We start from the raw sequence: 13,149 nt of genomic DNA, 5'->3' as shown, positions 1-13,149 counted from the left end.
TGCCAGTCAACCATCCCTTAGTGTCTTTAAACGGTTGGAGATATGACATCGTTTGTACAACCACCATGTTTAGGACAAACTCTCTGTTTTAACAGAGAGTAGTTGATTAAAAGCTCTTTGTTTCCAAAATATGAAAACAATACCAAGTGCCAATGAATAATTTAGCACAAATTGATTTTAATAAGGAGTGGCAACCTGGACAACCTGGATTAGGTCGGGTAGAAAATAGCGATAAAATATAGGGGCAATCGATGCAGAATTGGTGTCTTGCATAATGCTAATCCAACAAATTGAAAAAAGCGCCACTACAGCTAGATAACTAAAACAAAAACGCACAACAGCAACCTTAACGGGTTTTAGTCGTGCGTTGGTTTATTTTGATTTGGTTTCTTCATTGTCAAAGTAAGCTTCTAAACGATAGATGCGATTGCCTTTGCTTGAAAATTTTTCTTCATATTCGGTCATGATATTACCTTCAAAGTCTGAATGATGTAAGTCTAACCAGACTTGTTTTAATTTAATACCATATTGTGAGAAAGAGTAGAGCGTATATTCAAATAATCCTTGATTATCGGTTTTAAAATGAATTTCACCATCCGCTACTAAAATTTCTTCATATTGTTTAATGAAATCGGCAGAGGTTAGACGGCGTTTCTCATGTCGTTTCTTTGGCCAAGGATCAGAAAAGTTTAAATAAATTCGACTGACTTCACCAGGTTCAAAGTACTGATTTAAGTTACGGCCATCGGCATGTAAGATTTGTAAATTAGGTAATTGTGCTTCTAATTGTAATTCAAGCACACTCACAATGACGCTGGTTTGAATTTCGATACTAATATAATTAATTTCGGGGTGAGCTTTGGCCATCTCAACGATAAAACGTCCTTTTCCAGAACCCACTTCAATATGCAGGGGTTGTGCTTTTTCAAAGCGAGTTTGCCATTTTCCGCGAAATTGTTCTGCTTCTTGTGGGACATATTCTGGATGGGCATCTAATTTGTCTTGGGCCCATGGTTTATTTCTAAGGCGCATAAAAGCCTCCTTTTGCTTGATCTTCTGATTGATAAATATTTCGTAATAATAAAATAAATTCGTTCACTTGTTGTGGTCGATTTTCTAATGTATATTGCTTAATTAATAAGAGGCAGTTCATTAGACTATACCATTTCACGCGTTTGTAAAAAGAGTCATCAAATTCAAACTGATAACGATCAAACCAATCCATCCATTCGCTTGGTTTGAAATATTGAAGTAAGAACCAAGTAAGGTCACTAATGGGATCGGCTATTTTAACGCCTTCCCAGTCGACTAAAAATAATTTTTGATCTTCATCGATCATGAAGTTGTTATGATTTAAATCGCCATGACAAACAGTATAACGACATTGATAAAAATCATCGTCTACTGAGTCTTCTAAAAAGCGGACGACTTCATTAAAAAATCGATGTTGCGTTAAGGAAGGGGGTAAGCCTTCAAAATATAGATCAATAAAGTCTAAAGGTTTGAAAGCATTACTTTGTACCCGTCTTAGTAAAATTAATAAATGCTCGGACTGATGAATTTGTTTGATCAAATCAATAACGTCCAAATTATGCATATTTTCTCTTGTTAACTGTTTTGCATTTTTCCACTCTTGAGCAGTTAATAAATCCCCTGAATAAGTTCTTTGAGTCCACATTAATTTGGGAGCTAAACCTTCTGCTGAAAGAGAAGGAATGAAAGGTGAGGAATTGCGTTTGAAAAATACTTTCTCATCATCTTTAATCCCCATAAAAGCTTCTCCAGATGAGCCTTTTAGTGGTAACATTCGCCACTCGTTGCGTCCATCAAACGCCATTTTTTACCTCCTTTCAAAAAATCATACAGTAATCATTTTACCAAAGTCTTTGGCGTGGTCAAGCAAAATTAAGCTTGATAGTCATAAATATCCAAAATTTCTCCTGTGAAAGCGTCAGCGATAAAATTGTAGGTGACAATGCCATCCGCTTCTTTACGTGAAATACCGCCAAGATAGACGAGAGGCTTGCTTTCAAACACTTCATATTCTACGGGTTCATAATCAATCCAAGAACCGGTAATCGTCCCTTGGTTTTGAAATTGTTCTTTTACATCTTCTAAGACAAGATTAGCTTTTTTAGGTTGGTTCTCACGATAGAAAAGCGCACCTGCTGCCCCTACAACTAGACCAGTTGCGAGTAATAATAATCCAGCTAAAGTATTGTTTTTATTTTGGCTCATTTTAATTCCTCCTTAAAGAAAAAAATTAACACAAAAAGACTGATTTCTTGCGTAGTATTTCCATTATAACACAACAGATATATTGATTGTACTATTATTTGATTGTGAAAAACATCCGATTTTACCGTGTAGAAAACCGTGTTAACATCGTGATTAAGGTTTGATTTTAAGGGTATTTTGTGCCACAATATATTAGATAGAAATTTAGAATGGAGCGAATTTCAATGAACGAAACATCATTTAAGTTGATTAAAGAATTAACGGAATTACAAGGGATTTCTGGTAATGAGGGTCGCGTGCGCGCGTATTTAAGAGAGCATATGACGCCATTAGTTGATGAAATTCATCAATCTCCATTAGGTAATATTTTTGGTATTAAACAAAGTCAAACTGAAAATGCCCCTCGTTTAATGATTGCGGCACATATGGATGAAGTAGGCTTTATGGTTAGCCGTATTACTGAAAATGGATTATTCGCTGTGATTCCGATTGGTGGTTGGAATCCATATAGTATTTCAGCCCAACGTTTTACTCTTCAAACGAAGAAAGGTGATTATGTCTGTATTTCTTCTTCAGTCGCACCGCATTTATTACGTGGTAATAATGGAGAAAGTAAAACTGTCAAAGCAGAAGATATATTATTTGATGCTGGATTTACCTCTCGTGAAGAAGCATTAGAGTATGGCGTTCGACCAGGGGATTCGATTGTGCCTCAAGTGGAAACTGTTAAAACGGCGAATGGATTAGGCGTTATTGCGAAAGCGTGGGACAATCGCTATGGTTGTGCGGTTATGTTAGAAACATTGCAAGCCGTTAAAGACCAAAAATTGAATTCCACTTTGATTGCTGGCGCAAGTGTTCAAGAAGAGGTCGGTTTGCGTGGAATTAAAGGTGCGGTTCATCAATTTAAACCAGATTTATTCTTAGCAGTAGATTGTTCCCCAGCGGGTGATATGGAAGGTAAAAAAGATGTAGATGGTCGTTTAGGCGAAGGCTTCTTATTAAGAATGCAAGACCCAGGTCATATAACGCATAAAGGTTTAAGAGATTATATTTTAGATACAGCTGAAACACATGGTATTCCGTATCAGTATTTCTTCTCAAAAGGGGGAACGGATGCAGGTGCCGCTCATGTGATGAATGATGGTGTCCCAAGTGGTGTTATTGGTGTTCCAGGACGTTATATTCATGGACATCAAACCTTATTTAGAATTTCAGATTATGAAGCAGCAAAAGAAATGTTACATCAAATTGTAACAACTTTTGATAGCACAACATTAAATTCAATTAAAGAACAAGCATAGGAGCGAAAAAATATGTGGTTAGCATTTTATAATAATGAAGGTATTGGCGATGTTTTATTATTGACAAGTGGCAATGTCGCGGATGATAAAGTAAAAACAGCGACTAAAGATAATGTCACCGTTATTTATGATGAAGATACTGACGAAGCAGTTTCTGTCAATCTATTCAATGTTGCAGAAAAATTAGGTCTTGAAGGTAATGGTGCTCTGGCTTTATCTACTGAACAAGTGAAACAAGTCAATGAAATGATTGCGGCAGCAGGATTTGATTTGACAATCGAAGTAGATAATTCACCAAAATTTGTGGTTGGTCATGTAGAAGAATGTCGTCCACATGAAGATAGTGATCATTTAAGTGTGACGCAAATTCGTGTTTCTGATGATAAAGTCTTGCAAATTGTGTGTGGTGCGCGTAATATATCTAAAGGACTAAATGTCTTGGTCGCATTACCAGGTGCAGTGATGCCAAGTGGTTTGATTATCTGGCCGGGTGAATTGCGTGGCGTCGTAAGTAATGGGATGGTCTGTTCGACCCGTGAATTAGAGTTAACTCATATTGAGGATTATCCAGGTATTTGGGAATTAGCCAAAGATTTAAAAGTTGGCACTCCATTATCTGAAGTGGTAGAATATTACGCATAGTATTATAGAATCTATTGAAAGAGGTGAGCGACGTGAGTGAATATGATGGACCGGCATTTAATAAGCGTCAACATCGATCGAATAAAAATCGTCGTTTTAATCGTTTAACTGATCGTGATGGTAGTAAGCGTATCTTTGACACCACTCGGAGCCAAACTGCTGATAAACATGATGAACCTCTGTATTATGAGTTACCTAAGAAAGTTCGAAGTATAGATCAACGTGAAGATCTAGCACCACCGGTTGACCGTCAACAATTAAATGCTAGAATAGAAAATGCTCAATTACACCAATCTGTTAATGGTAAGGAACGTTATTCGGTTCCATTTTTAAAGCAACAACATTCGGATTCGTCAGACAAAGTATTTTTAAATCAACAAGTCGCAGACAGCGAACCTGAAGCGGCAGCCGAAGAACCCACCTATCAACCTAGCGAGCGTTTTAAATCAAAACGGTATCAACCAGCTTTAACAGAACAACCCATAGCACTAAGTAAGAGTAGGGCTGACGTAACAATGCCAATCGAAACAGCAGCACAAAGTGAAGCCAAGTCAATTGAAGCTTCCAAGATTCGCGAAGTAGCGGTGCGTTTAACTAAAGAAAAATCAAGTTATTTGTTATTTGAATATAGTAAGGAGAACTAACATGTTAACACATGATACAATTTATCATTTTGTAGGAATAAAAGGTTCAGGGATGAGTGCACTGGCTTTAATTATCCATGATAGTGGCTATAAGGTACAAGGTAGCGACATTTCTAAATACTTTTTCACGCAACAAGAATTAGAGAAAAAACACATTAAAATGATGGAATTTAACCCTGATAATATTCATGAAGGTTTAACCATTATTGCGGGGAATGCTTTCGGAGATGATCACCCTGAATTAGTAAAAGCACGCGAATTAAATTTACCAATCTATCGTTATCATGACTTTTTAGGTAGTTTAATCAATCATTTTACGAGTATTGCGGTTACCGGATCGCATGGTAAAACGTCTACTACAGGCATGTTATCTCATACATTAAAACATTTAGCACCCATTAATTATTTAATCGGTGATGGTACTGGCTTTGGTAGTTTATCAGCTGAGTACTTTGCTTTAGAAGCGTGTGAATATCGTCGCCATTTCTTAGCGTATCAACCGGATTACGCCATCGTTACCAATATTGATTTTGATCATCCAGACTATTATCATTCAATAGAAGATGTCTTTGATGCGTTCCAAACATTTGCGAATCAAGCTAAAAAAGGTATTGTGGCTTGGGGTGAAGACCAATACTTACCAAGTTTAAAAGCGAATGTACCGGTATATTATTATGGCTTATCTGACACTAATGATTTTTATGCACAAAATATTGAAAAAACAACCGAAGGTGCAAATTTTGATGTATATCGTCAAGGCGAATTTTTAGGACATTTTTCAATTCCAACATATGGTCAACATAATATTTTAAACGCATTGGCAGTGATTGCAGTCTTGACATTAGAAGGATTTAAAGCGGAAGAGATTGCTCAAAATATCGCCACTTTCGGTGGGGTAAAACGTCGCTTCTCTGTGAAGCAATTACATGATTTAACGATCATTGATGATTATGCTCACCATCCATCTGAAATTATCGCAACCATCGATGCAGCAAAACAAAAATATCCTAATCATAAAGTAGTGGCTGTTTTCCAACCACATACATTTACCCGTACGGTAGCTTTATTGGATGATTTTGCGCGGGCTTTAAATATGGCAGACGAAGTGCATTTAGTGGATATTTTCCATTCCGCACGTGAAATGGATGGATCCGTTAGCATTCAAGATTTGGCCAATAAAATTGAGGGAAGTGTGGAAATCATATCTGCTGAACACCTATCACCACTAATGGACTATAAAGATGAAGTCTTATTATTTATGGGTGCGGGTGATATTGATTTATTAGCTCGTCAGTTTGAAGCAGCTTACAGTCAAAATTTCGGTAATAACTTATAATTAAAATGGAGTCAGCCTGTTCATTGAGGCTGGCTTTTTTGTATGTATCAAAATAGTGCTAGTCATTTCTTGACTAAAATGATAGAACCTCAATAGAGTAAATGGATAAAAATTTGAAAAAATGATTCAAAATGTTGCCGATATTTATCAGCAGTTTGGCTGAGTGGTCTCATACGCGTCTTAAAGAGGTTAGGCATAAATTTTTTAATTATGTTAGTTATTGCGTGCTAATTAAAAGCGCAGTGGCTCAGTGGAATCCAACTGCGCTGATACCTAACCCATTTTAGGTCGGTGCTCAGCCGAAACACGAAGTCTTAAGTTTAGCGGAAAGTCACTAGGTTATTGCTCGGTTCAGTTATCGAGTCATGCTCTAGTTTGATATTATTTTGTAATGAAATGGTTGTGGGCTTGTGAATGACATTAAAGTACTCATTATGTTATAATAATCAGTGAGAATATTTATTTAGGGGGAATAATATGAAATGTCCAAATTGTGGTAAGCAAGTACGTTCTAAGACAAGATGCGCTTATTGTGGTCATCAATTTGATGGTTCAGAATCGACGCACGTACATGCCAAACCAGAACCTCAAAGAGATGAATTAAAAGATATTAAAACTACCGACGAAGTAGCTGCTGGTGTAGCGGCTGGACAAAGTCGTGTCGATGATTTTGAAAAGACCCGTGTTCTGGGAACTGTGGATAATGTAGAAAATTTTGAAGAGACACGCGTTCATCGCACGATCGATAGTCGTCTTGATAATCGGAAAGAGCCTCAATTTGCCACTACTGATGAAGCGACGCGTACCCGTACTAGTCGAGTGAGTGATGATGAATTAGAACGTTATATTGAAGATTCTGAAGTGATTCCCAAGACAAAACGACGTGGCAGTGTCTTAGGTTTCCTCTGGAATATTATTAAATTATTGTTAGTTGTATTCTTATTATTCCTATTAATTGCCTTCGGGCCTAAATATGGGAAACAATTATGGGAAAAATATGGCTTTGGTAATCAAAACCAACCTTCTACGAGTGAACAAGTGGTGTCGACAGAAAGTGATGAAAATACTCCTAACTCAACAGAGGAAAGTGATTTATTAGCAAATAACTCTCAAACTGATGATACTAATAAAGAAGACGACAGTACTAAAGACGAAAATACCACTAAAGAGGGTGAAACAACCCAAGAAGGTGAAACGACTAAAGAGGATGAAACTTCTAGTGACCAACCGAATCAAACAGAAAATGCGGTAGTAGCGAAAAGTGCTGTGAACTTAGATCAGTATCCATTGACCGAAATTGAGTTAGAGTTAGCGGATGACCAAAAAGAAATTAAACGTGAAGATTTAAATATCTCAGTTGATATCGACGGCGAAATTCAAGAGATTCAAGATTATTCACTTGTTCAAGAAGGAAAACAATTGAAAATTGCTTTCAATAATCCAGCTATGCAAGTGATTGCATCCGAGCAACCTAAACAATTGGTGAAAGTACAATCAGAAGCATTAAATATTGATGAATCACTTGATGTTGAATTACCAAAAACAACAGTTGATGGCGAAAAGTTTGAAAACTTCAATCAAATTTTAACCGATAATTTATCAGAAACAGGCTCACTTTCAGCAGCCTTTAAGAAAAATGGGGAAGACTCACCATATATTTATGCTGATTCTTCGTTTGATGCCTCACAATTATTCTCTTGGTACATTTTAAACCGTACATTATCCGCGATAAATGAGGGTGAGATTGACCTTGAAACTAAGGTGAAAGTATTAGACGATCTAAAAGCTGAAGGGGATAATGGTGCCATTGCATCTGCAGAAGAAAGTACTGAATTTACAATCGAAACTTTAATGTATGAAGTGATTCAACAACAAGATGCTTCTGCTATGAACCATTTGATTCAAGCAACAGGTGGTCCTAATGACTTTAACTTATGGTTATCTAAGAACCATTACTTTGCTACCAAAGTGACAGAGTTATTAAATGTCAATGACGAAGGTCATATAACAGGTACAGTAACCAATGCACAAGATTTATTATTATTATTAGAAAAATTAGCTAATAATCAATTAGTGTCTGAAGATTTAGATGCGAAATTTAAAGAGATGTTATTAGAAACACCAATTACTCGCAAATATCCCGATGGATTCGAAAGCGTTACGCGTCGTTACGAAATTGCTTCAAATGATATAGATTCAACGAGTCAAGGTTATGCTGCGATTTTAGAAACAGAAGATGGCCAATACTTAGTGGTGACAAATGTGGCGAATCCAAAAGATACTGACACAACTGTCTCAAGTATTGCGAACTCAATTCGTCAATTAGTTTCTTATTTCATGACTGGTGAAATTCCATCTGAAGAAGAAACAACCGAAGAAGCACCAGTTGAAGAACCAGTGGTTGAAGAAGTTCTTGAAGAAGAATATGTGGAGCCAGTCACTGAAGCACCAGTGGTTGAACAAACTGAAGTGCCAGGATTCCAATATGGGGAAGACCTTAATGGTGACGGTATGCCTGATTCAGTATATGATCCAAATACTGGCGGTTACCGTAATATCAATTGGTTCCAAGATGAAGATGGATCTAATAAATTCTATTATGCTGAGTAATATCATTTAGTTGATGATTAGTAAAAAAGTTTTAAGATACTGCAAGTTATCATAACTTGTTGAACTTGAGTTAAAAGAAGAACGAGCTAATGAAGTAGAGTGTAACAAACTCTTTCTTCTAGCTCGTTTTTATTTGCAGAGATGTCTTTAAGTGCTTGACAAATGTTAATAGCAAAAACTATTTTATCGTCAAGTGACTTTCTGAGCACAACTAAATTTCATCGTCAAATCTACTGGTAATGCCAACTCTAACTACTACTTTGAGATTTTTTTAATTCAACTGTTTATCTCGCATCATTAAACGATAAATAGTGAAATATCAGACCTAAGTTCAATATTATTATTATTGCGATTGCGGTATATTTAGGTAGTATTAAAGGCTCTCTGATTCAGTTGGTTGAGGTTTTGAACCGGGGAGTAAGTAATTGACGATTATGGCAATAATCACACCAATAAAGCAATCTGAAATGCGTTCAATGGTATAACTGACTAATTGACTACTCGAAATCGTCAGTAGTACGACGAAGTAGGTGGCGCAAGAATTAACGATACTTTTATCACTATTCAGTACATTACATGAAACAATAACCAATAACACACCTAGCGAAACAGTTATAATATGAACATAGGGATGTTCAATGCCAAATATTAATTCAATTTGAACCACCAAGGCAGCTATCAGGGCCCCTAGTGTATTACCGACAATTCGATAACGTCCAAAAGTAATGGACTTGGAGATATCTCCTTGCATCGCAAAAACACAAGCTAAACAGGCTAATGTTGCAGGTGAACGGTTCAACCAATGGAAGAGTAATAAGATAATAAATACTCCTACAACCGTTTTGATGGTTCGCCAACCTATTTTAAATGGAGACTTATTTACCATAAACTCGAATCCCTTCTCTTATTTCTTTTATAATATACGAAATAAATTTAAAATACAAACATTTACAACATCACGTATTAAGTGTATAATAAAGATATAATACACGTAAGGAGTGATGTTTTATGAATCCAGCATTAATTGCGATTGTTGTTCATGCGATAAAAGAGAAATATGTGAGTGAAAAAGCTTTTTATTCTGAAAAATTAGGAATTTCACCTCAAAGTTGGGATCGATGGAAAAAAGGTGAACAGGGTTTGAAATATGAAAATATTATGATATTATCTACATTGTTCACAGATTATGAATGGATGCTCGTTCAAAAAGTAGTGCGTAATGCGGAGATTGTACCGGATATTATGGCTGAGCCAGTGAAAGAATATTTATTTTTAAAATATGAAATAGCTAAAAAATGGGTTCGTCATGGCATGGTACGTTTAGAATGGCATCAATCAGATGCGAATGAAGATAAGAGTTCTCGTAAATCCAATATGACGATTTTACAGTTGATTGCAGATTATAATTTTTGGGGTTACAATGATATTATTGAACTGCGTTTACCAGGTGTTATTCGTCAACAGATTGAAACCAATGAAATAAAATTACTCGACTGGTTTGAAAGTGAAAGAGAAAAATTAAAAGAAGACGAATAATCCAATGGGGGTGTTGAGATGGTAGAGAGGAAGACCAAGAAAAAAACAACGGCTAGAAAGCCAGCGAAAAAGCGAAAAACAACACGACGTAAACCAACTAAACGAAAATCGGCGAAGAAAAAACAATTTCAGGATTTAAGACGTGTGTTTTTTGAAAAATTAGGTATCATCACCTTTTTTGTAATTATTTTATTGGTATTGCTCACGCTATTAGTCTCTCAGTGGCAGAAATCACGAGATACGAATTCTGTTGAATCCCCAATTGAAAATATTGACTATCAAACAAGATTGGCTTTTGTGGAAGAAATTTCACCAATTGCCCAAAAGTTACAGCGTCAATATGGTATTTATGCGAGTGTTTCAATGGCACAAGCGATGTTAGAATCAGAATTTGGCCAGAGTGGTTTAGCGTCAGATTATTATAATTTATTTGGTGTTAAAACGGATGCGAGTGATCCCGATGGTGTGGATTTACCCACAGCAGAGTATGTTGATAATAAATGGATTGAGAGCACCGAACGCTTTAAGGTTTATCCTGATTGGGCGGCTTCAATGGAGGCTCATGCCCGCTTATTGGTCCATGGTACTACTTGGGATGCCGACCAATATGTTGCAGTTAAAAATGGCACTACCCCTGAAGAGCAAGCGCGAGGTTTACAAAACTCAGGTTATGCTACCGATCCCGATTATGCAGATAAATTAATTGCGATGATGGATGAATGGAATCTCTACCAGTATAATCAGCCAAATGGAGAACAGATCACCGAGCAATAAATAAGAATGCTTATGAAATTAAACAAGCTTAGTGATCGGCAGATGTTTGGATAATATAGCAAAATAGGATAGTCGATGATATATGAAAAGGAACTGAATGGTACGGTCGATGATGTTGAAAAGCAACTGAATGATACGATCGATGATGTTGAAAAAGTAGCTAAATGGTTTAGTCGATGAAACTTGAAAAGCTACCAAATGAGTGTTAGTCGCATTTTAAAAGCAAAATCCTTCGGACCTGAATGATCTTGGTTCTGGAGGATCAAAGATAACTCATGATTGGTGACCATTTTGGTGAATCAATCGGTGCAACTTTAGTTTCTAACATTACCATTAAATCAAGACACCTTGTAAATAAACAGTGATGAAGAGCATAGTTAGGGAGCAACTGTCATTTGATGTATCCCTTCTGTGCTCTTTTTTCATTGTTAATAAAATGTAAAAAAAGAAGACGAAAACATATCGGAATTATTGCCAATATATGATAAGATAGTAAGAGTGAAATGGATGAAAGGAGGGACAATATGCCAAGAAAACATTATCCAGGTGAAACAGTGGGAATTATTGGTTCTAGTTTATCTGCAGCTATATTAGCACAAGAAGCGGGTCGATTAGGATACCGAGTAGGTAGTTTGGTTTTGACTCCAGACAATCCGGTTAAACAGTTTGCGTCCTGGCAAACCATTGCCGAAACGTATGATGAACTGGCTTTAAGACATTTTGCCGGACGGGTGGACACGATTATTACCGATACAGGCATTTTATCCAGTCAAGATTATCAAATTTTAAAAGAAATTACGGATGTTGCGATGTCAGAAGACTTAATTTCCATTACGACAGATCGATTATTAGAAAAAGCGTATTTAGATTCATTGCAATTATTAGTAGCGCCGTTTTCATTGGTAACATCAATAGCTGATATAAAAGAAGCGGTAGAATATATTGGCTTTCCTTGTATTTTAAAATCAACCAACCGACATTTACCTAATTCAGAAAAATCGGTTATTATTTATAGTGAACAAGATTATCCTCAAGCGGAAACTAAAATTGAGGAAAGTACTTGTATTTTAGAAGCTTGGATTCCATCTGAGAAGAAAGCCTCCTTAACGATTGTGCGTAACGAGCGTGGCGAAATGTTAGTTTACCCGATTTTTGAGATTATTGAAGCGGGTATTGATGGTGGAACGCAAGTGCGTTATCCGGTGAGCTTGCATTCGGCGATTGAAGCAGAAATAAATCGAATTGGACACGTGATTGCTGATGCATTAGGCTTAATTGGTTCCATTACAATGGAATTGTTAATTACGACTGCGGGAGTCGTCTATGTCAATGATGCTAGAATCGGTCTTTCTGATGCAGCATTATTTACCATTGGTTCAATGTCAGTGAATCATTATGAGGCAACGGTCCGTGCGGTATTAGGATTACCACTACCGGAAATACGTCTAAGAAGTAAGGCAGCAATTTCATTACAAGTACCTTATTTAAATCTTGATAGTGTGTTAACGCAATATATGATGCGTACAGATTGGGGATTTGCTTTATTTAATCCCTTGGGACATGAAGCTCATGACATTGTGGGACAAGTGATTATAACCGGGGACTCGATTAGTAATTGCGAACGTCAAATTGAAATAACAGATTTATTAAAAAAATAGGGATTTTAAGTGTGATATTCTTTGTCGAGAACAGTCAATTGATAGTTGTGATTATGGAAGAGCAATTAGAAAAAGTTAATAGAATATAATCTAATGATCAACTACTCTCTGTTAAAACAGAGAGTTTGTCCTAAACATGGTGGTTGTACAAATGATGTCATATCTCCAACCGTTTAAAGACACTAAGGGATGGTTGACTGGCACCCCATCAATAAGCGGTCTGTAGACACTTACTGAATATTGTTTTATGTTTAATAATTTTGTATTGGCACAACTTTTTCAAACCGCAGGTTTTTCTCACTCGACAGATATCGGTGACCCAATTCTTTAATATTGATAGCTGCCACACGGTCATCATTTGATTGATACCCACAATTCTGACAAGTAAACAAGTGCTTATCTTGTTG

The 13,149-nt window shown here is 36.5% G+C and carries 12 protein-coding genes; 8 read left to right on the top strand and 4 right to left on the bottom strand.

The features are described 5' to 3' along the window. Window positions 1-372: 372 nt before the first annotated feature. From trmB to B5D12_RS09665, 3 genes are all read right to left on the bottom strand, one after another. On the bottom strand, window positions 373-1,032 hold the full coding sequence (trmB, locus tag B5D12_RS09675; protein WP_078756617.1) for a tRNA (guanosine(46)-N7)-methyltransferase TrmB: 660 nt from the start codon (window positions 1,030-1,032) through the stop codon (window positions 373-375). Continuing rightward, window positions 1,022-1,837: a phosphotransferase family protein gene (locus B5D12_RS09670; protein ID WP_078756616.1), complete on the bottom strand. Its 816-nt coding sequence runs from the start codon at window positions 1,835-1,837 to the stop codon at window positions 1,022-1,024. Before B5D12_RS09670 ends, trmB begins: the two co-directional genes overlap by 11 nt. A 68-nt stretch (window positions 1,838-1,905) precedes the next feature. Beyond that, window positions 1,906-2,238, bottom strand: coding sequence for a PepSY domain-containing protein (locus B5D12_RS09665; RefSeq protein ID WP_078756615.1), 333 nt, complete (start codon window positions 2,236-2,238; stop codon window positions 1,906-1,908). Between the two features lie 224 nt (window positions 2,239-2,462). Here B5D12_RS09665 and pepA point away from each other — a divergent pair, with 224 nt between their 5' ends. From pepA to B5D12_RS09640, 5 genes are all read left to right on the top strand, one after another. Then, window positions 2,463-3,542, top strand: coding sequence for a glutamyl aminopeptidase (gene pepA / locus B5D12_RS09660; protein WP_078756614.1), 1,080 nt, complete (start codon window positions 2,463-2,465; stop codon window positions 3,540-3,542). 12 nt (window positions 3,543-3,554) lie between these two features. After that, entirely contained in the window at window positions 3,555-4,184 is a 630-nt protein-coding gene (gene ytpR, locus B5D12_RS09655) for a YtpR family tRNA-binding protein (RefSeq protein ID WP_078756613.1), read from the top strand. A gap of 32 nt (window positions 4,185-4,216) precedes the next feature. After that, entirely contained in the window at window positions 4,217-4,828 is a 612-nt protein-coding gene (locus B5D12_RS09650) for a hypothetical protein (RefSeq protein ID WP_078756612.1), read from the top strand. A 1-nt stretch (window position 4,829) separates the two neighbouring features. Continuing rightward, window positions 4,830-6,164 carry a UDP-N-acetylmuramate--L-alanine ligase gene (murC, locus tag B5D12_RS09645; protein WP_078756611.1) on the top strand — a complete coding sequence of 445 codons (1,335 nt, stop codon included), beginning with the start codon at window positions 4,830-4,832 and terminating at the stop codon, window positions 6,162-6,164. Between the two features lie 477 nt (window positions 6,165-6,641). Then, window positions 6,642-8,774 carry a serine hydrolase gene (locus tag B5D12_RS09640; RefSeq protein ID WP_078756610.1) on the top strand — a complete coding sequence of 711 codons (2,133 nt, stop codon included), beginning with the start codon at window positions 6,642-6,644 and terminating at the stop codon, window positions 8,772-8,774. Between the two features lie 373 nt (window positions 8,775-9,147). Here the strand turns inward: B5D12_RS09640 and B5D12_RS09635 are convergent, their stop codons facing one another. Beyond that, entirely contained in the window at window positions 9,148-9,660 is a 513-nt protein-coding gene (locus B5D12_RS09635; protein ID WP_078756609.1) for an FUSC family protein, read from the bottom strand. Window positions 9,661-9,782: 122 nt separating this feature from the next. Here B5D12_RS09635 and B5D12_RS09630 point away from each other — a divergent pair, with 122 nt between their 5' ends. The 3 genes from B5D12_RS09630 (at window position 9,783) to B5D12_RS09620 (ending at window position 12,742) form a co-directional block, all read left to right on the top strand. Next, window positions 9,783-10,310, top strand: coding sequence for a hypothetical protein (locus B5D12_RS09630; RefSeq protein WP_078756608.1), 528 nt, complete (start codon window positions 9,783-9,785; stop codon window positions 10,308-10,310). A gap of 18 nt (window positions 10,311-10,328) precedes the next feature. Beyond that, the gene (locus tag B5D12_RS09625; protein WP_078756607.1) at window positions 10,329-11,084 is read left to right on the top strand and encodes a glycoside hydrolase family 73 protein; all 756 of its coding nucleotides are present in this window, start codon (window positions 10,329-10,331) and stop codon (window positions 11,082-11,084) included. A 524-nt stretch (window positions 11,085-11,608) separates the two neighbouring features. Then, window positions 11,609-12,742, top strand: coding sequence for an ATP-grasp domain-containing protein (locus B5D12_RS09620; RefSeq protein WP_078756606.1), 1,134 nt, complete (start codon window positions 11,609-11,611; stop codon window positions 12,740-12,742). The last annotated feature ends 407 nt before the right edge of the window (window positions 12,743-13,149 follow it).

It is taken from the genome of Globicatella sulfidifaciens DSM 15739, assembly GCF_900167405.1.
In the GTDB taxonomy this organism is placed as follows: domain Bacteria; phylum Bacillota; class Bacilli; order Lactobacillales; family Aerococcaceae; genus Globicatella; species Globicatella sulfidifaciens.
This window is presented reverse-complemented; position numbering and strand designations above follow the sequence as displayed.

What these genes read in the sequence shown, in the direction of transcription:
- trmB (WP_078756617.1), bottom strand. Translation starts at nt 1,032, where the DNA reads ATGCGCCTTAGAAATAAACCATGGGCCCAAGACAAATTAGATGCCCAT.
- B5D12_RS09670 (WP_078756616.1), bottom strand. Translation starts at nt 1,837, where the DNA reads ATGGCGTTTGATGGACGCAACGAGTGGCGAATGTTACCACTAAAAGGC.
- B5D12_RS09665 (WP_078756615.1), bottom strand. Translation starts at nt 2,238, where the DNA reads ATGAGCCAAAATAAAAACAATACTTTAGCTGGATTATTATTACTCGCA.
- pepA (WP_078756614.1), top strand. Translation starts at nt 2,463, where the DNA reads ATGAACGAAACATCATTTAAGTTGATTAAAGAATTAACGGAATTACAA.
- ytpR (WP_078756613.1), top strand. Translation starts at nt 3,555, where the DNA reads ATGTGGTTAGCATTTTATAATAATGAAGGTATTGGCGATGTTTTATTA.
- murC (WP_078756611.1), top strand. Translation starts at nt 4,830, where the DNA reads ATGTTAACACATGATACAATTTATCATTTTGTAGGAATAAAAGGTTCA.
- B5D12_RS09640 (WP_078756610.1), top strand. Translation starts at nt 6,642, where the DNA reads ATGAAATGTCCAAATTGTGGTAAGCAAGTACGTTCTAAGACAAGATGC.
- B5D12_RS09635 (WP_078756609.1), bottom strand. Translation starts at nt 9,660, where the DNA reads ATGGTAAATAAGTCTCCATTTAAAATAGGTTGGCGAACCATCAAAACG.
- B5D12_RS09630 (WP_078756608.1), top strand. Translation starts at nt 9,783, where the DNA reads ATGAATCCAGCATTAATTGCGATTGTTGTTCATGCGATAAAAGAGAAA.
- B5D12_RS09625 (WP_078756607.1), top strand. Translation starts at nt 10,329, where the DNA reads ATGGTAGAGAGGAAGACCAAGAAAAAAACAACGGCTAGAAAGCCAGCG.
- B5D12_RS09620 (WP_078756606.1), top strand. Translation starts at nt 11,609, where the DNA reads ATGCCAAGAAAACATTATCCAGGTGAAACAGTGGGAATTATTGGTTCT.